This window comes from Listeria grayi DSM 20601 (assembly GCF_000148995.1).
Taxonomy (GTDB): Bacteria; Bacillota; Bacilli; order Lactobacillales; family Listeriaceae; genus Listeria; species Listeria grayi.
On record NZ_GL538352.1, the window covers coordinates 244,357 to 259,713 of the forward strand.

General features: G+C 41.4%; 18 protein-coding genes. 12 read left to right on the forward strand and 6 right to left on the reverse strand.

What is annotated here, in order from left to right:
• The first annotated feature begins 85 nt into the window (after window positions 1-85).
• From HMPREF0556_RS01320 to HMPREF0556_RS01330, 3 genes are all read left to right on the forward strand, one after another.
• The gene (locus HMPREF0556_RS01320) at window positions 86-613 is read left to right on the forward strand and encodes a hypothetical protein (protein ID WP_040486376.1); all 528 of its coding nucleotides are present in this window, start codon (window positions 86-88) and stop codon (window positions 611-613) included.
• A 4-nt stretch (window positions 614-617) separates the two neighbouring features.
• A complete protein-coding gene (locus tag HMPREF0556_RS01325; protein WP_040486377.1) occupies window positions 618-1,190 on the forward strand; it encodes a hypothetical protein in 573 nt (190 codons plus the stop codon).
• A 233-nt stretch (window positions 1,191-1,423) separates the two neighbouring features.
• On the forward strand, window positions 1,424-1,681 hold the full coding sequence (locus HMPREF0556_RS01330; protein ID WP_036106017.1) for a GlsB/YeaQ/YmgE family stress response membrane protein: 258 nt from the start codon (window positions 1,424-1,426) through the stop codon (window positions 1,679-1,681).
• Window positions 1,682-1,720: 39 nt separating this feature from the next.
• On the opposite strand, the gene hemQ is transcribed toward HMPREF0556_RS01330, so the two are convergent.
• The 5 genes from hemQ to HMPREF0556_RS01355 all read right to left on the reverse strand — a co-directional run bounded on the left by hemQ (window position 1,721) and on the right by HMPREF0556_RS01355 (window position 5,969).
• A complete protein-coding gene (hemQ, locus tag HMPREF0556_RS01335; protein WP_003754755.1) occupies window positions 1,721-2,476 on the reverse strand; it encodes a hydrogen peroxide-dependent heme synthase in 756 nt (251 codons plus the stop codon).
• Window positions 2,477-2,550: 74 nt separating this feature from the next.
• Window positions 2,551-3,507, reverse strand: a complete 957-nt coding sequence (manA, locus tag HMPREF0556_RS01340; RefSeq protein WP_003754757.1) for a mannose-6-phosphate isomerase, class I — start codon at window positions 3,505-3,507, stop codon at window positions 2,551-2,553.
• A gap of 88 nt (window positions 3,508-3,595) precedes the next feature.
• The gene (locus HMPREF0556_RS01345) at window positions 3,596-3,748 is read right to left on the reverse strand and encodes a FeoB-associated Cys-rich membrane protein (RefSeq protein ID WP_003754758.1); all 153 of its coding nucleotides are present in this window, start codon (window positions 3,746-3,748) and stop codon (window positions 3,596-3,598) included.
• Window positions 3,749-3,760: 12 nt separating this feature from the next.
• Entirely contained in the window at window positions 3,761-5,746 is a 1,986-nt protein-coding gene (gene feoB / locus HMPREF0556_RS01350) for a ferrous iron transport protein B (RefSeq protein ID WP_003754759.1), read from the reverse strand.
• Complete coding sequence (locus HMPREF0556_RS01355) at window positions 5,739-5,969, reverse strand: FeoA family protein (protein ID WP_036106024.1); 231 nt, start codon at window positions 5,967-5,969, stop codon at window positions 5,739-5,741. The genes feoB and HMPREF0556_RS01355 overlap by 8 nt, the downstream gene beginning before the upstream one ends.
• A gap of 321 nt (window positions 5,970-6,290) precedes the next feature.
• Here HMPREF0556_RS01355 and pta point away from each other — a divergent pair, with 321 nt between their 5' ends.
• From pta to HMPREF0556_RS01400, 9 genes are all read left to right on the forward strand, one after another.
• Window positions 6,291-7,268 carry a phosphate acetyltransferase gene (pta, locus tag HMPREF0556_RS01360; RefSeq protein ID WP_003754761.1) on the forward strand — a complete coding sequence of 326 codons (978 nt, stop codon included), beginning with the start codon at window positions 6,291-6,293 and terminating at the stop codon, window positions 7,266-7,268.
• Window positions 7,269-7,392: 124 nt separating this feature from the next.
• A complete protein-coding gene (locus HMPREF0556_RS01365) occupies window positions 7,393-7,938 on the forward strand; it encodes a GNAT family N-acetyltransferase (RefSeq protein WP_003754762.1) in 546 nt (181 codons plus the stop codon).
• Window positions 7,939-7,951: 13 nt separating this feature from the next.
• Entirely contained in the window at window positions 7,952-8,536 is a 585-nt protein-coding gene (locus tag HMPREF0556_RS01370; protein ID WP_003754763.1) for a L,D-transpeptidase family protein, read from the forward strand.
• A 16-nt stretch (window positions 8,537-8,552) separates the two neighbouring features.
• A complete protein-coding gene (locus tag HMPREF0556_RS01375; protein WP_003754764.1) occupies window positions 8,553-9,116 on the forward strand; it encodes a GNAT family N-acetyltransferase in 564 nt (187 codons plus the stop codon).
• 75 nt (window positions 9,117-9,191) lie between these two features.
• Window positions 9,192-10,019 carry an aldo/keto reductase gene (locus HMPREF0556_RS01380; RefSeq protein WP_003754765.1) on the forward strand — a complete coding sequence of 276 codons (828 nt, stop codon included), beginning with the start codon at window positions 9,192-9,194 and terminating at the stop codon, window positions 10,017-10,019.
• A gap of 171 nt (window positions 10,020-10,190) precedes the next feature.
• Window positions 10,191-11,126 (forward strand): ABC transporter ATP-binding protein, encoded by a 936-nt coding sequence (locus HMPREF0556_RS01385; RefSeq protein WP_003754766.1) that lies wholly within the window; start codon window positions 10,191-10,193, stop codon window positions 11,124-11,126.
• Complete coding sequence (locus HMPREF0556_RS01390) at window positions 11,119-11,889, forward strand: ABC transporter permease (protein ID WP_003754768.1); 771 nt, start codon at window positions 11,119-11,121, stop codon at window positions 11,887-11,889. Before HMPREF0556_RS01385 ends, HMPREF0556_RS01390 begins: the two co-directional genes overlap by 8 nt.
• 165 nt (window positions 11,890-12,054) lie before the next feature.
• Window positions 12,055-12,627: a nucleotidyltransferase family protein gene (locus tag HMPREF0556_RS01395; RefSeq protein ID WP_003754770.1), complete on the forward strand. Its 573-nt coding sequence runs from the start codon at window positions 12,055-12,057 to the stop codon at window positions 12,625-12,627.
• A 222-nt stretch (window positions 12,628-12,849) separates the two neighbouring features.
• Entirely contained in the window at window positions 12,850-13,032 is a 183-nt protein-coding gene (locus tag HMPREF0556_RS01400; RefSeq protein ID WP_139028033.1) for a hypothetical protein, read from the forward strand.
• A 340-nt stretch (window positions 13,033-13,372) separates the two neighbouring features.
• On the opposite strand, the gene HMPREF0556_RS01405 is transcribed toward HMPREF0556_RS01400, so the two are convergent.
• Window positions 13,373-15,331, reverse strand: coding sequence for a fructose-1,6-bisphosphatase (locus tag HMPREF0556_RS01405; RefSeq protein WP_003754776.1), 1,959 nt, complete (start codon window positions 15,329-15,331; stop codon window positions 13,373-13,375).
• Window positions 15,332-15,357 lie beyond the last annotated feature (26 nt).

Genomic DNA, 15,357 nt, shown 5'->3' on the forward strand with positions numbered 1-15,357 from the left:
TCTATATTAAAAAAATTGAAAATTCTTTTAACTTATGTTAGGCTTATATACGTACCTATTACTCATACAACGAAGGAGAAAAGACATGAAGAAAAAACATTTTCAAGTTGGCGTGATAATTTTATCTGGAATACAATTTTTTAGCATTCCAACTAATTCTGTTAGCGCAGATAAAGTTCAGAAAGAAAAATTTTCAGCAAAATATTTAGATTTTAGTGGGAAACAATATGAATATTATACAAAGAAAAAGGCAAAAGAAGCTACATGGCAACATACTGCTTATAACAAAAAGTCCTCTACTAAAAGATCAGTGACCTATAATGTATCTCGAAAAAAATATGTTCGAGGAAGTGTTAAAACATCAGGAGATTTTAAGTTAATGCGTTCGGGCGTTAGTGTTTCAGCAGAAGTTGGAGTGGGTGTAGAGAAAACAGATTCTACAACAGTGAAATTCATTATTCCTGCTAAAAAGAATGCTAAGTTAGAGTATGGATCTCAAAAAGTCTTAACAGCTGGACACATTGTTACGTATTCAAGAGGAAACGTGCAAAGTAAAAAAGCAATTGATGGTAAATGGACATATGGATCTTACTCTTCATCAAAAGAGTTTTAAGACGATGAAAAAAATAATACATATCGTTTTTTTTCTAATGCTAGCTCTAATCGCCTCAGGCTGCCAAGAAAAAAACAAATCACCGAAACCAACGCCAAAACATCAAGAAAAGAAACAAAGCCAGAAATATACAATCGATACTTTACAAAAACAAGCAGACGCAGAGCATATGCTGCCAGTCGTATTTAAAGTAGAACCAATATGTAAAAATAAGCAGCAAGTGACCGTAATACTTGCAGTAGAAAAAACAATCTATCAAAAAATGAAGAAAATCGATTTACCATATTTTTACACATTCTCCGCTTATAAAGAAGAAAAGGGGCTCGATTTCGAGCCAGTAAGTAGCAATAAAATACGTGTTTTAACAGATTCGGAAATAAGCAATAGCCATATCGATCAGGAGAATCCGCTTATTGCTGATGAAACGTATGTATTTTTACAAATGACACAAGTGGGAAAGGGCGTATTCCATAAAGAGGATACATTAAGTTTTGCCTTTCTCTCGGGAAAGCATGAAGATGTTTTTTATTTTGCTGACTTGAAACAACAAGTAGCCTACTTTAAAGAAGCGGAATAAATATTTTCGCTTGTCCTGTCTGAAAAACGCTTATCTTCGTCGTTAAATTCTGCGTTCCGATTCACGCATCACAATTACGCTTCGTTTCGGTACGCAGGCTTTGCCTAGAATCTAATCATCTTGCGGAGAAACTGAGAATAGCAGAAGCAATTTTAAATGTACGATGTTTTACCTTCCATTAACAGGGTATTGATAGAAAGAGCACAATGAGAGATTGGAAGGAGGAAATAAATATGTTACATGTTTTATGGGTTCTTATTATTGGTGCAATTATTGGTATTATAGCCGGGATGATTACAAACCGTAGTTTACCATTCGGTTGGATCGGCAATATCATTGCTGGTTTAGTCGGTTCATGGCTTGGGGAAAGCTTACTAGGTCATTGGGGACCGAGCGTCGCTGGAATGGCGATCTTCCCATCTATAATCGGAGCGATCATCCTTGTATTGATTGTATCCCTTATTATGGGCGCAGTCGCGAAAAGGAAATAACGAAAAAAGCGTTACTGGTTTAAACCAGTAACGCTTTTTTTATAGTTCAAAATAAGTCTCTAACTGTTCCACAGGCAGTAGGTTCCCGACCAAGAAAGAACCAAATTCCGCATAACGAGCGCTGGATTCATCAAAACGCATTTCTGTAACGATACGTTTGAAATCAAGTGCGTCATCTCCAAATAGCGTAACACCCCATTCAAAATCATCCAGACCGATCGATCCGCCGATGATCTGCTGCAATTTGCCAGCATAGCTACGACCGATCTTGCCGTGATCACGAATAAGTGCTTGTCTATCTTCCATTGGGAGCATATACCAATTATCAGCGCCATCACGTTTTTTCGTCATCGGATAGAAGCAAATATGCTTGGCAGCCGGGAGTTTCGGATATAATCTAGCACGGACATGTTTGTTTTGGTAAGGATCTTCACCGCCAGCCATATGATTGGCAAGGTAGTTACTTAATTCCACCACGGAAATATAGCTGTATGTCGGGATCAAAAAGTCTGCGATCTGCAGTTTATTAAAGCGATTTTCCGCTTCGTTCAGTTCTTCTAATGATTCTCGCAAGATGAAGAATAGGAAGTCTGCTTTTTGACCAAGGATACTATATAAAGTATGTTCGCCGCCGCCAATATTTTTCACAAGTTCCATATCAGCAAGGAAATGGCTGAATTCGGTAAGTAATTCTTTGCGTTTGCTACTCTCAAGTTCGCGCCAAGCGGACCAATCGATCGAACGGAAGTCATGTAAACAAAACCAACCGTCTAGTGTTTTTACTGCTTCATTCATTTTTTTCACCTCTTCATATGTCTAATGATTCACTTATTGGAGCAAGCACGCGAAAAAACGTGCTGAAGATCCATTTATTTTGTTGGTGGATTAGAAACGATCGCCGTCAATTCACCGCTGATCTTCCAATCTTTGACAGGGGCAGGAATCAAGAAATGGTCCCCTTTTTGGATGGCAGTTTCTGTACCGCCAATTTCTAATCGTCCGCTACCGGCAATGATACTCACCAGGGTGTAAGGCGCTTCCGCTTCAAAAGAAGCTGTTCCGTTTACTTCCCATTTATGCACGCTGAAAAACGAGTTGGATACAAATGTCGTGACGCTTACGCCGTCACGATCGCTAGTTGTGATCGCTAGTTTTGCATCGTGATGGGGCGCCGTAGTGACCGCAATAGCTTTATCGAGATGCAACTCGCGTTTGTTACCATTGTCGTCTGTACGGTCGTAATCGTAAACACGGTATGTGGTATCAGAGCTTTGCTGTGTTTCTAAGATCAAAGTGCCTGTTCCGATGGCATGGATCGTTCCGCTCGGCACGTAATAAAAATCGCCCGGTTTGATCGCTACTTTGCGCAGTAATTTGTCCCATTGTCCACTTTTTGCCCAGTCAGCAAATTCTTCTTGAGAAGCAGCATGATGCCCATAAACAAGTTCCGCACCTGGTTCGCAGTCGATCACATACCAGCACTCGGTTTTGCCTAACTCCCCATTTTCATGCGTTTTTGCATAAGCATCATTCGGATGGACTTGCACCGATAGATCGTCATTGGCATCTAAGATCTTTGTTAAAAGTGGGAAAACTTCTTCCTTCGGGTTACCGAATAATTCGGGATTCGATTGCCAGACTTCTGCTAATGTCTTGCCGGAAAATTCCCCGTTTTTGATCACAGAAGGACCATTCGGATGAGCGGATATTGCCCAATCCTCGCCTGTTTTATCAGAAGGGATGTCGTAACCAAAATAAGTATGTAGTTTCGAGCCTCCCCAAATACGTTCTTGGAACACGGGTTTGAAAAAGAATGCTTCTGCCATTGATAATCCTCCTAATCCTAATATCTACTCATTTAGTATATAGCAGTTATCACCCAATTGCTAGAGGAAAACCTAGGGCTTCGCTGTCTTATTTTTCTTTGGAAGGGGAGGCGCAGTGCTGATTGATCTCGCAGCTGCTGCATTTTCCTTTCTTTACCTTTTTGAAAAAACGGATAAAAATATAGAGCGTGTAACCGAAAATCAATAACCCTAAAATGAGATTGATAAAGAGTGTGATCATTTTGGTTCCTCCTTAAAATAAACGTCCGATCTGATAAACTAGCAATACGATCAAGTAAGCCGTCATGAGTGGATAGACGGTCGCGAAAACGGTCCATTTCCATGAAGTCGTTTCTTTCCGGATCGCGGCGACTGTTGCAAGGCAAGGAATATAAAGTAAAATAAACAACATGAAACAATAAGCAGACAGCGACGTGTAATGACTGGTGATGATCGTTGCCAGCGAAGCATCATTTGTTGCATAAATAATTGACATGGTAGAAATAATAACTTCTTTTGCAAGAAAGCCGGGGATCAATGTAGCCCCCGCTTGCCAGAAGCCAAATCCTAGTGGTGCTAGTAGCGGAGCGATCGCTTTTCCGATCATGGCTAGGAAACTTTCTCCCATCGGAACATCTACACCATTTGGACCGCAATAATTGAGCAGCCAGATGACAACGGAACCGGCAAAGATAAACGTTCCTGCCTTCTTGATAAATCCTTTTCCCTTTTCTGCCGTACTGCGCCAAATCGTTTTGGCAGATGGCAGGCGATAAGGCGGTAGTTCCACGACAAAAATCGAGGAATCGTTTTTCAAGATCGTTTTAGATAGAATCTTGGTAACCACTAGCGCCAGCACGATGCCGATCACATATAGGGAAAGCACTACAAGTGCCTGATATTGCTTGAAAAAGACACCGACGAATAAAGCATAAACCGGCAAACGCGCGGAACACGACATAAATGGTGAAACCAAGATCGTAAGCAGCCGTTCTTTTTTCTCCTCGATTGACCGGGCTGCCATAATACCAGGGACATTACAACCAAAGCCAATGATCATCGGGATGAAGGCTTTCCCGTTCAATCCAAACATCTCCATCAGCCGATCCATTACAACAGCGATCCTGGCCATATAGCCGGAGTCTTCCAGTAGCGAAATAAAGAAAAAAATAACTAAAATCTGCGGAACAAAAACAAGTACGCTGCCGACTCCGGCAACAACGCCTTCCACTAATAGATCTGTTAAAAAACCAGAAGCACCGATCATATGCAAGAACTGTGTGATCCAGTCGGTCAGCGGCCCGCTAATAAAGCCGTCCAGCAGATCTGACAGCGGCGACCCGACCCATGTAAAGGTGATTTGGAAAATCAGCCACATGATCGCAAGAAAAAGCGGGATTCCAAAAATCTTATGAGTAAAGATCCTATCCAATTTGTCAGAAAGCGGCGTGGAAGCTGTGTTCGCTGGCATCCAGACTTCTTCTGTAATGGTTTTCACATAAAGGTGCCTGACTTCGTAGACATGATCCTCGATGGGTTGCTTTAATTCAGATTGCAGTGCTGTTCGAATTGCACGGATTTTTTCTAAAGCAGAGGAAGAAATCAAAGATTCAGCAGTATGATTATGTAAAAGCAGCTGAATCGCGATGAAGCGCGCTTTCTTTTTCGTGATCGTTTCCGCTGCAATTGTTTCCACTGAGCGGATCGCCCGTTCCATGTGCTCTCCATAATCGATTTTGAGCGGACGGCGGGGGAATGCCTCTTCTCCAAGCGCGACTAAGATCTCATCGACGCCTTTTCCTTTCCGAGCGATAACTGGAAATACGGGAGCTTTCAATTTTAGCGTTAATAAAGGGATGTCGATCTTTGCCCCACGTCCGAGCGCGACATCGATCATGTTGAGACCAATCAATAGAGGCGCGCCAAGCTCTAATAACTGGATCGTGAGTAGTAGATTACGCTCCAGGTTCGCTGCGTCAATGATATTAACGATGTCGTCAAATTTTTCTTCTAATAAAAAGTGCGTCACGATCCGCTCGTCTTCGGAGACCGGGCTAAGATCATAAATGCCGGGAAGATCAATCAGCGTACCGCGTTTTGTTTTTAAGTTTCCTAGTTTCTTTTCAACCGTTACACCGCTCCAGTTTCCTACGTAGGCATACGAAGTAGTCAACTCGTTAAAAAGCGATGTTTTACCGGTATTCGGGTTTCCGATCAAACAATGGATCTGTTCAGTCATTGGCGATCACCCTTATCTTGGCCGCATCAGTCTGCCGAATACTGATCGACTGGCCTTGCGTTTCTAATAAACACGGTCCACCAAACAGACATTTCTGCTTCAGACACACTTCACTGCCTTTAAAGCAGCCGAGCGCAATAAGCCGTCTTTTCAATAAGGGGTCGTGATTAGGGATATTTTCAATAGTTACACGTTCCCCGATCATTATCTCAGCTAAGTGCACGTCAATCACTCCATTCATAATGATAATCATTATCATTTATGTTCATTCTATCACAAAAATCAAGCTTGTAAATAGGGGAACTCGTTTATTTTTTGATAAATATGGCAATGTAATAGTACAGAAGCATTTTGTGAAAGGGATTGCAGTAAAATAACAGTAGTACAGGTAATAGTAGCTGTCTTATTACAGAAATTCTTTATTTAAGCTATTTTATACTACTGTTATAGTGGAAAATATAGTAAAATGAGAAGTGCCGTGGAAAGCAGACGAAAGCGCGACGAATACGTCTGTATAAGACTGAAATGATGGAGGAAATCAAAAATGAGTGATTTATTTGGAACGATCAAACAACAAGTAACTGGTAAAAACGTACGTATCGTCTTACCAGAAGGGGAAGATGAACGTATCATCGAAGCAACTGCCCGCCTGCAAGAAGAGGGTATCGTAGTGCCGATCTTACTGGGAAATAAAGCAAGCATCACAGAAAAAGCAGCAGCACTCAACATCTCGCTGGAAAACGTAGTGATCCGCGATCCGGAAAGCGATGCCGACTTTAACGAGTTAGTAGCTGCATTTGTTGAACGCCGCAAAGGAAAAGCAACTGAAGAAGATGCTAAACGCATGCTGAAAGATCCGAACTATTTTGGAACGATGCTTGTCTTCACTGGCAAAGCAGACGGTTTAGTAAGTGGTGCAGCACATTCTACTGGCGACACTGTCCGTCCAGCACTTCAAATCATCAAAACAAAACCAGGCATTTCTAAAGTAGCTGGCGCAATGATCATGGTCAAAGAGGACCAACGCTATCTATTCAGCGACGTTGCGATCAACATTGCTCCATCTGCAGAAGATTTGGCTGAAAATGCTATTGTCAGCGCAGAAACAGCTTCGATTTTCGGAATTGATCCTCGCGTAGCTATGCTAAGCTTTTCCACAAAAGGTTCTGCGAAATCTGATGAAACGGAAAAAGTAGTAGCAGCAACTGCGATCGCGCAAGAAAAAGCACCAGAATTAGCATTAGACGGTGAATTCCAATTTGATGCAGCTTTCGTCCCATCTGTTGCTGAAAAGAAAGCACCAGGATCTAAAATCAAAGGTGATGCCAATGTCTTCATCTTCCCAAGCTTGGAAGCAGGGAACATCGGCTACAAGATCGCACAGCGTTTAGGCGATTTTGAAGCAGTGGGTCCGATCTTACAAGGATTGAATGCACCAGTAAATGATCTATCCCGCGGTTGTAATGCTGCAGATGTATATCATTTAACACTGATCACTGCCGCTCAAGCAGTGAATAAATAAGTAATTAATAACAAGCGCACATGGCTTTTTCAGCCATGTGTTTTTTTGTACGGCGATTTCTTTGCGCTTTGCTAAGCGAATGTATTAATATAGAAGAAAGTGTTTGAAAAAGGGGAGTGAACCAATGCCTGATCTTAATACGGAAATCCACGTCCGCTTAGTAAAGAAAAAGGATGCCTCGGCACTGCTGGAACTTGAAAAGCGGAATCGCTCTTTCTTCAGCAGCTATGCAGCGGAACGGCAAGCCACTTTTTATACATTGAAACAGCAGAAAAAAAGAGTGAAAGCTTTTTGCAAGCAAGCAAAAAAAGATGAAGGCTATTTTTTTGTAGTCACAAAATCAGAAACAAAGCAGATCATTGGGTTGCTGATGATAACGGAAGTATTGCGCGGGAATCTGCAAAGCGCGTGGCTGGGCTATTTTCTCGATGAAGCCCAAAATGGTAGAGGCTATATGCGCGAAGCAGTCAAGCAAGTCCTGGCTTATTGTTTCGAGAAACTGAGACTTCACCGCATTGAAGCAGGTGTAATGCCGGCGAATCATCGTTCGATGCGCGTGCTGGAAAACAGCGGGTTTCAAAAAGAGGGATTAGCTCGCCAAAATGTAAAAATCGAAGGAGTTTGGCAGGATCATTATACCTTTGCGATTTTAGATGCAGATTTTAATTAAGGAGGCGAGGAACATGGAAGCACAGATAGCGCAACTGAAACTGGCACAGCGGACCAATCAGCTTGTAATCGTTATTGCTGAAGCAGTCGAAGCAGAAGTTAGTTTTTGGGAAAAGCAGGATGCCAAATGGCGAATGAAGCTACAGACGAAAGGGTATGTTGGTGAAGCTGGGATCGGTAACGCAAGGGAAGGCAGCAAAGTTACTCCGGAAGGCGCTTTTCGTCTCGGCCAGGCTTTTGGCAAAAAAGACCCTGGCAGCAAAACGGCTTTTCGGCCGATCACTGCGTCAGACTATTGGATCTCCAATCCGGAGAGTGCTTATTACAACACGTGGCAGCAATTTCAGACATCTGAAATGGATGAGTCGCTTTATGCTTACAGTGAGCATCAATATGAATTCGCCCGCTTGATCCACTACAATACGGATCCAATCATCAAAGGCGCTGGCTCCGCCTTTTTCTTGCATGTCGAGAACCAGCGTCCTACTGCAGGCTGTGTTGCTGTTCCAAGGGAAGACATGATCAAATTGATCCAAGCAACAGGCGAACAGGCTTACATCATACACGTAAAATCGAAAGACGCATTACATAATTATTGAAAAGGAAGGTAAAAAAATGATCAGACCAGCTAAACAAACAGATGCCACGCAAATCGCACCACTTTTGCTTGTCATTTGGAAAGATATGGAATTAGAAATCTTTAAACAAGATGAGGAGACAGCGATCTTGGCAGCCCTGATCGAAGGGATCGGACTTGAAAATTATCGATATAGCTATGAGCACTTACATGTCTATGAACAAGACGGACAGATCGCAGGCGTTCTGGCAGGGTATAAAGGTGAAATCGAACCAACTATTGATGCGAATTGGCCTGAACTAGCCGCTAAACATCATTTAAGCTATATAGAACCAATCTTCAAAGATAAGGAAACCTTCCCTGGTGAATGGTATCTGGATTCGATCGTGACAAACCAAGCATTTCAAGGACAAGGCATCGGTACAAAATTATTAGCCGCGTTGCCAGCGATCGCTCAAGCAGAAGGTGAGAATTTGATCGGTCTGAATTGCGACAAGCAAAATCCACGGGCAAAAGCGCTCTATGAACGAAATGGTTTTAAAAAGGTCAGTGAGATCGTCATCGCAGGCCATCGATATGACCATATGCAAAAACAGCTCTAACAAGCAAGATGGCGTTTAAAGCTCCCTTATTAGGTGTATACTATACATATCTGATATAAAGGAGGAATTGACATAATGAGTTTAAAAGATACAATCACATTAGCAAATGGTGTAGAAATGCCAAGAGTTGGTTTTGGCGTTTGGCAAGTCAAAGATGGCGAAGAAGCAGTGAATTCCGTAAAATGGGCATTGGAAACTGGCTATATCAGTATCGATACTGCGGCAGCTTATAAGAACGAAGCTGGAGTAGGGAAGGCAATCAAAGAATCAGGAATCAACCGCGAAGACTTGTTTGTCACTACCAAATTATGGAATTCCGAACAAGGCTATGAATCAACGTTGAAAGCATTCGATGCAAGTTTAGAAAAACTAGGATTAGACTACGTCGATCTATATTTGATCCACTGGCCGGTAGAAGGCAAAACACAAGATACGTGGCGTGCATTTGAAAAATTATATAAAGATAAAAAAGTACGTGCGATCGGTGTTTGTAATTTCCATGAACACCATCTGAAAGAGATTTTTGAAATTGCAGAAGTAAAACCAATGGTCAATCAAGTAGAGTTGCATCCTAACTTGACGCAAGAACCGCTGCGTGCCTTCTGTAAAGAAAATGATATCGTTGTGGAAGCTTGGTCTCCATTAGGAAGCGGAAAAATGCTCGACAATCCAGAAATCAAAAAATTGGCAGACAAATACGGAAAAACAGTTGCTCAAGTGATTTTACGTTGGGACTACCAACAAGATATCGTAACGATTCCGAAATCTGTGCATAAAGAACGTATCCAAGAAAACGCAGATATCTTTGATTTTGAATTATCAGAGGAAGACGTGCAAGCGATCAGTGCTCTAAACAAGGATGAACGAACAGGTCGAAATCCTGATAATCATGGTTTGAAATAGAGCCATAGAGGAACGAATCCAAAATAATTTACTAAGCAAGGAAGCAAATCTGTTATCAGAATTGCTTCCTTGTTGTTGCGATAAGTAAGCAAATTGACGAATCGATTATTTCTCATGTCCGCAAATACATGCTAAAATAAAGAACACTATCAGTAAGGAGATAACAAACAAATGACTTATGCACTTGAAATCAAAGGCTTGAAAAAAGTATATGCCACTGGCGTGGAGGCATTGCGTGGAATTGATCTAGTTGTCGAAGAAGGTGATTTTTACGCCCTTCTAGGTCCAAATGGTGCCGGAAAATCAACGACGATCGGCATTATTACTTCGCTTGTCAACAAAACGGCGGGCGAAGTGAAAATTTTTGGGTATGATCTGGATAGCGATCTCGTGCGCGCCAAACAACAGATCGGGCTTGTACCACAGGAATTCAATTTCAATCCTTTTGAAACGGTTCAGCAGATCGTCGTGAACCAAGCCGGGTATTATGGCGTTTCGCGTAAAGAAGCATTGAAACGCAGTGAAAAATATCTAAAACAATCGAACCTCTGGGAAAAACGCAACGTGAAAGCACGCATGCTTTCAGGAGGTATGAAGCGGCGTTTAATGATCGCGCGTGCCTTGATGCATGAACCGCAGTTGCTGATCCTAGATGAACCGACCGCTGGCGTAGATATCGAACTAAGACGAGAAATGTGGACATTCCTGCGAGAATTGAATTTGAATGGGACCACCATTATTCTGACGACCCATTACTTAGAAGAAGCAGAAATGCTTTGTCGCCATATCGGGATCATTCAGTCAGGCGAATTGATCGAGAATACCAGCATGCGGACACTACTTTCCAAATTACAGTTTGAAACATTTATCTTTGACCTAGCACCGTATACGAAAAAACCGGAAATCAGCGGATATAAGACTTATTTTGAAGATGAGTGGACGATTGCTGTAGAAGTAGAACGAGATCAGGGCGTGAATGCTATTTTTGAACAGTTTAGCGCACAGGGGATCAAAGTACTTTCGATGCGTAATAAATCAAACCGCTTAGAAGAATTATTCTTAAAAATCACAGAAGAAGAACATATCGTGGAGGAAAAACATGTTTAGTCTATATTTTACAGCTTTAAAAAGTTTAGCATTTAAAGAAACTAACCGCTATATGCGGATCTGGATCCAAACGTTAGTACCACCAGTGATCACTACCGTGCTGTACTACGTTATTTTTGGGAAAATGATCGGTAGCAGAATCGGTGAAACAGGCGGTGTCTCCTATATGGAATTCATCGTCCCCGGATTGATTATGATGTCCGCGATCACAAGTTCTTATGCCAATGTTTCGTCTTCTTTCTTTTCCCAGAAATTCCAAAAAAATATTGAAGAGATCCTGGTTGCGCCAGTGCCGACCCATATCATCATTTGGGGATTCGTCATCGGCGGGGTAGGCAGAAGTATTTTAGTTGGTATCCTTGTAACTATTATTTCACTCTTTTTTGTCCCGCTACATGTTTTTTCATGGGGCATTGTTATTATCACACTTCTGATGACCGCCATTTTATTTTCATTAGCAGGTTTATTAAACGGGATCTTCGCTCGCTCATTTGATGACGTCTCGATCGTGCCGACTTTCGTGCTGCAGCCGTTGACTTACCTTGGTGGTGTATTTTATGCGATCTCCATGCTACCACCATTCTGGCAGGCTGTGTCAAAAATCAATCCGATTGTTTATATGATCTCAGGATTTCGTTATGGATTTCTTGGAACAAAAGATGTGCCGATCATGATCTCAATGATCATTCTAGTCCTTTTCATTGTTGTACTGTATTCGCTTTGCTGGTACTTGATCGATAGAGGCAGAGGGCTTAGAAGCTGATTTTATTTGGATATATGGAAGATAGAAACCTTTATTTATAAAGGTTTCTATTTTTTTGCAGCATAGTTTTAAAATTCTCTTCTAGTGCTGTGAAAAATGGTAGAATTGATTTAGGGTTAAAGATGAGAAAATAAACAGTGTAGAGATGAAGAGGAGAATCAAACTTTGAAAGAAAAAAATTTTATCGAGCTAATCCAAAAAAATGAAGAAATCATGGGAATACTAGAGATTATTCATGAACTAAGCTTGAAAGATGCTTGGTTATGTGCTGGCACGATTCGGAATTATATATGGGATACGTTGTCACAGTCTTTGGGTAGAAATGAAACTAGTGATGTAGATGTGGTCTTCTATGATTCTGGAATCAGCTATGAGGAAACTATTCGCATTGAGAAAAAATTGAAAAAGGAATATCCAAACTATTTATGGGAATTAAAGAATGAAGTATATATGCATATTCATAATCCAGACACACTGCCTTATAAAAGTGCTCGGGATGCCATAAATAAATTTCCGGAAAAATGTACGGCAATAGCGCTGCGATTGAATCAAGAGAAACAAATAGAAGTTTATGCTCCATATGGGTTGGAAGAGTTGTGTGCTTTTCGCGTATCTCCTACCCCACATTTTTTAGAAAACAAACAAAGAATGGCTACTTTCGCTGCAAGAATCAACAAGAAAGACTGGCAATCAAAATGGCCAGCGATTAAAATAGAACACTTGAAGGATGACATATGAAAAGATACCGCATAAGCCGTCTGATCACTATCTGTATTAGCATGATCTATACAGGGATCTTGCTAGCCATTATGAAAGGGATGAAACCATTTCATAATTTAAACCCGGCAACATACATCGTGGTATTTCTTATTGTGGGGAGTAGCTTCTTTTTTTCGGGGACAAGAGAAACTTAGAAAGCAGTATGAAGAAGAAAAAGTAGAGAAGGACGAACGCTATATCATGATCAGAAATCTTTTTTCGCATTATTTCTTTTTTACGATCGCATGGTTGATCTCGCCCGTGCTTGCAATTTTAAGCATATATGATGTGCAGCAGATTTCGCTAAAAAGTATTGCAATCGTTTTTTCGATCGGAGTGGTGCTATACATGGTCTTGATTGAAGTGATAAAAAAGAAAGCATAAACCGAAAGTTGTTCCGAGGAATGGAACAACTTTTTTTCATAAAAAAAGACCTGCTTGATAACCAAGCAGGTAAATTGTTTTCTGAGGCCTAGGCCTCAGACGGAATAATTGTACTAAATGCTAAATTGTGGGGAATTATAACATTTAGAAGGGATAAGATAGCTATTCTTTAAAGAGGGAGCAATAAAGAAATAACTATAGGTATACTATAACGGCTTTTTTCCTGTGCGTCATTCATTTATTTAACAAAATAATGCCTCAAAATGAGTTGGAATCTTGTTATCGTTTGCAGGAGAAAGGGTTTCGTAAATTTGTCGATTTTGTGTCATTTTCCGATCAGTCATTTTTCGCTGATAATTCCTTCTTGATATGCATTTAGCAGCAATTCCAAATCGGCAGCTTGCTTCGACAATTGCTGGCCGATATCGGTATCACGCACTCGTTTTCGTACGGTCTCTGTTTCTATCACACGCCGAGTGGACAGGATATCAGTTTCGCGTTGGATCGCGTCTTCTGTAGAAGTAAATGGCTGATGGCTCACCAGCTGCAGACCATAACTGTTGAATAGTAGGGTGTAGCCAGCTAGGCCAGTGGTTTTATGGTATGCTTTCGCAAAGCCGCCGTCGATCACTAGCATCTTGCCGTCCGCTTTGATCGGGCTTTCGCCATCGCCTTCTTTCACTGGGGTATGACCATTGATAATGTGTCCTTCGTCTTCCTTTAAACCAAATTCTTTCAAGATCTGTTTGCAGGTGGCGATCTCATTTCTCTGTTGATAATAAGGGTTTTTTTTCTCTTTATGTGTTTCCTTGGCTTCCACAAAATAGCGTTCAAAAGTCGTCATTTTTCGTTTGCCGAATAAAGAGGAAACTTCACCTGTCCACAAATACCAAACGATATCGCACGCGTAAAGCTTTTCTGCAGTTCCTGATGGCCGATAATATGCCTCGCGGGCAAGCTGTTCAAATTTATCGAGCAAAGCTTTACCACGGTATGCTTTGCCGCGGATCTCAAAAGGCATGAAGGTGCCATCTTGATTGAGCGGGATACAACCATGATAAAGCAGGTTGCCGTTATAAGTCAGATACATACTTCCTTTACTATATAAGAAAGAAATATGCTTTTGCAGCCGTTCGCAGTTTTTGAAAGAACCAATCAATTTCTGCACGACTTCCTGTTCCTCACGGGTCAATCGATATGGGTTTTCCGGATCGATCGTTGGGAAATGTTCATCCAACAGTGGATACGCTTTGCCATCCAAAGTGATTTCCTTTTTTTCATAATCAATAAAATCCAAAACAAGGCGATGATCCATCTTGAATTCCGGATGCCGCCTGATGATCTCGCCCTCTAATTTAAATTGGATGATCGAGATCGCTTTATGCATGCGGGCGATCTGTGTGCGCTCGGCATCGCTGATCGATTCACCGCCTTCATTTTTCGGCTGGAAGTAAGTGCAAGGATCATCTTGGTAAAATTCATCTGCGAAGAGAGCAAGCGGACGCAGTGAAATGCCATAGCTATTTTCAATGATATCCAAATTCAAATAACGGGCAGAAATACGGATGACATTCGCCATGCAGACGCGGGAGCCACTTGCCGCCCCCATCCAGATCATATCATGATTGCCCCATTGAAAGTCGAGTGAATGGTAATCCATCAGCGTATCAATGATTTTGTCCGGGTGTGGACCGCGGTCGTAAACATCCCCAACGAGATGCAGATGATCGACGACAAGCCGCTGGATCAATTTTGCAAGCACGCTGATAAATTCTTCCGCTCGGTTTAGATCAATGATGCTTTGGATGATTTCTTTGTAATACATATCTTTATCTGGCAGATTTTGGTTTTCATTCAATAATTCTTCTAATATGTAAGCAAAATCCTGTGGAATCGCTTTTCTAACTTTGGAACGTGTATATTTGGAAGATACATATTGCGAAATTTTGATCAGGCGATATAACGTTGTTCGGTAGACCGTCTCTAAATCATCGGTTTCCTGCGTGATGACATCAAGTTTTTGTTCTGGATAGTAGACAAGCGTGCTAAGTGAATTGATTTCTTTTTCAGTCAAAATATCACCGAAAATATCACGGATCTTTCGTTTTACAACTCCGGAACCATTGCGGATCACTTGTTCAAAAGCACTATATTCCCCGTGGACATCGCTGAGAAAATGCTCTGTTCCCTTAGGTAGGTTCAAGATCGCTTTTAAATTGATGATCTCTGTCGCTGCTTTCGCTACAGTTGGATAGGAACGCGAAAGCAATTTTAAATATTTGATCTCCGTTTTGGTCATAGCCTAGCACTCTCCTTTATTAAAGT

Bases quoted from the DNA above. Each gene is read 5' to 3' on its own strand.
- HMPREF0556_RS01330 (WP_036106017.1), top strand. From the start codon at position 1,424: ATGTTACATGTTTTATGGGTTCTTATTATTGGTGCAATTATTGGTATT.
- HMPREF0556_RS01365 (WP_003754762.1), top strand. From the start codon at position 7,393: ATGCCTGATCTTAATACGGAAATCCACGTCCGCTTAGTAAAGAAAAAG.
- HMPREF0556_RS01390 (WP_003754768.1), top strand. From the start codon at position 11,119: ATGTTTAGTCTATATTTTACAGCTTTAAAAAGTTTAGCATTTAAAGAA.
- HMPREF0556_RS01385 (WP_003754766.1), top strand. From the start codon at position 10,191: ATGACTTATGCACTTGAAATCAAAGGCTTGAAAAAAGTATATGCCACT.
- HMPREF0556_RS01370 (WP_003754763.1), top strand. From the start codon at position 7,952: ATGGAAGCACAGATAGCGCAACTGAAACTGGCACAGCGGACCAATCAG.
- hemQ (WP_003754755.1), bottom strand. From the start codon at position 2,476: ATGAATGAAGCAGTAAAAACACTAGACGGTTGGTTTTGTTTACATGAC.
- HMPREF0556_RS01320 (WP_040486376.1), top strand. From the start codon at position 86: ATGAAGAAAAAACATTTTCAAGTTGGCGTGATAATTTTATCTGGAATA.
- HMPREF0556_RS01400 (WP_139028033.1), top strand. From the start codon at position 12,850: ATGATCAGAAATCTTTTTTCGCATTATTTCTTTTTTACGATCGCATGG.
- HMPREF0556_RS01325 (WP_040486377.1), top strand. From the start codon at position 618: ATGAAAAAAATAATACATATCGTTTTTTTTCTAATGCTAGCTCTAATC.
- feoB (WP_003754759.1), bottom strand. From the start codon at position 5,746: ATGACTGAACAGATCCATTGTTTGATCGGAAACCCGAATACCGGTAAA.
- HMPREF0556_RS01375 (WP_003754764.1), top strand. From the start codon at position 8,553: ATGATCAGACCAGCTAAACAAACAGATGCCACGCAAATCGCACCACTT.
- manA (WP_003754757.1), bottom strand. From the start codon at position 3,507: ATGGCAGAAGCATTCTTTTTCAAACCCGTGTTCCAAGAACGTATTTGG.
- pta (WP_003754761.1), top strand. From the start codon at position 6,291: ATGAGTGATTTATTTGGAACGATCAAACAACAAGTAACTGGTAAAAAC.
- HMPREF0556_RS01405 (WP_003754776.1), bottom strand. From the start codon at position 15,331: ATGACCAAAACGGAGATCAAATATTTAAAATTGCTTTCGCGTTCCTAT.
- HMPREF0556_RS01345 (WP_003754758.1), bottom strand. From the start codon at position 3,748: ATGATCACACTCTTTATCAATCTCATTTTAGGGTTATTGATTTTCGGT.
- HMPREF0556_RS01380 (WP_003754765.1), top strand. From the start codon at position 9,192: ATGAGTTTAAAAGATACAATCACATTAGCAAATGGTGTAGAAATGCCA.